This is a genomic window from Cyanobium sp. LEGE 06143 (assembly GCF_015207535.1).
GTDB lineage: Bacteria > Cyanobacteriota > Cyanobacteriia > PCC-6307 > Cyanobiaceae > NIES-981.
Window position 1 is genome coordinate 1 of sequence record NZ_JADEWP010000297.1, and the last position, 1,897, is coordinate 1,897.

At 68.4% G+C, this 1,897-nt stretch carries 1 protein-coding gene; it reads left to right on the forward strand.

Annotation, left to right across the window (positions count from 1 at the left end):
* Positions 1-28 precede the first annotated feature (28 nt).
* A partial coding sequence (gene tkt / locus IQ216_RS13735; protein WP_193815916.1) for a transketolase occupies positions 29-1,897 on the forward strand: 1,869 nt, incomplete at its 3' end.

Sequence of the window (1,897 nt, forward strand, 5' to 3'; positions counted from 1 at the left end):
CACCACCTCCACCGCCTCCGCCAGCCAGCTGGAAACGCTCTGCATCAACAGCATCCGCTTCCTGGCTGTCGACGCCATCAACAAGTCGAACTCCGGTCACCCCGGCCTGCCCATGGGCTGCGCCCCCATGGCCTACGCCCTCTGGGACCAGACCCTCAAGCACAACCCCAAGAACCCCAAGTGGTTCAACCGCGACCGCTTCGTGCTCTCCGCCGGCCATGGCTGCATGCTGCTCTATGCGCTGCTGCACCTCACCGGCTACGACTCGGTGGGCCTGGACGACCTCAAGCAGTTTCGCCAGTGGGGTTCCAAGACCCCGGGCCACCCGGAAACCTTCGAGACCGCCGGCGTCGAGGTGACCACCGGCCCCCTCGGCCAGGGGATCGCCAACGCCGTGGGCCTGGCCATGGCCGAGGCCCATCTTGCGGCCAAGTTCAATCGCCCCGGCTGCGACCTGATCGATCACCACACCTACGTGATCATGGGCGACGGCTGCCACCAGGAGGGCGTGAGCAGTGAAGCCGCCTCCCTGGCCGGCCACCTCGGCCTGGGCAAGCTGATCGCCCTCTACGACGACAACCACATCACCATCGACGGCAACACCCAGGTGTCGTTCACGGAGGATGTGCTCAAGCGCTACGAGGCCTACGGCTGGCACACCATCCACGTGGCTGACGGCAACACGGACGTGGCCGGCATTGCCCGGGCCATCGCCGAGGCCAAGGCCGTTACCGACAAGCCCTCGCTGATCAAGGTGACCACCACGATCGGCTACGGCTCCCCCAACAAGGCCAACACCGCCGGGGTGCACGGCGCCGCCCTGGGCGCCGATGAGGCCGAGCTCACCCGCAACAATCTGGGCTGGACCTACGGCGCCTTTGAGGTGCCCCAGGAGTCCTACGACCACTGGCGCCAGGCGATCAGCCGCGGTGCCGCCGCCGAGGCCGCCTGGAACGAAACCCTGGCCACCTACCGCAGCACCTACCCCGCCGAGGCCGCCCAGTTCGAGCGCCAGCTGCGGGGCGAGCTGCCCCAGGGCTGGGATGCCGCCCTGCCCAGCTACACCCCGGAGGACAAGGGCCTGGCCACCCGGATGCACTCCTTCAACTGCCTCAATGCCATCGGCCCCAACCTGCCCGAGCTGATCGGCGGCTCGGCCGACCTCACCCACTCCAACCTCACGGACATCAAGGGTGAGGCCAGCTTCCAGAAGGGCGGCGAAGCCAACCGCTACCTCCACTTCGGTGTGCGCGAGCACGCCATGGCCTCGATCCTCAACGGCCTCGCTTACCACGGCAGTGGCCTGATCCCCTACGGCGGCACCTTTGCGGTGTTCGCCGGCTATGCCCTCGGCGCCATCCGCCTCTCGGCCCTGAGCGAGCTGGGTGTGATCTACGTGCTCACCCACGACTCGATCGGTCTCGGCGAAGACGGCCCCACCCACCAGCCGGTCGAAACCCTCGCCACCCTGCGCTCCCTGCCCAACCTGCTGGTGATCCGCCCCGGCGACGGCAACGAGACCAGCGGTGCCTACCAGGTGGCGATCGCCAACCGCAAGCGCCCCACCGCCCTGATCCTCAGCCGCCAGGGCATGGCCAACCAGCCCGGCTCCACCGCGGCTGCCGTGGCCAAGGGTGGCTACATCCTCGAGGACAGCGACGGCACCCCGGACCTGATCCTGATCGGCACCGGCACCGAGCTTGACCTCTGCGTCAAGGCGGCGGCCCAGCTGTGGGCCGATGGCCAGAGCGTGCGGGTGGTGTCGATGCCCTGCGTGGAGCTGTTCGAGGAGCAGGATGCCGCCTACCGCGAAAGCGTGCTGCCGGCGGCGGTGCGCAAGCGCCTGGTGGTGGAGGCCTCCAGCTCTTTCGGCTGGCACAAGTACACCGGCTTCGAG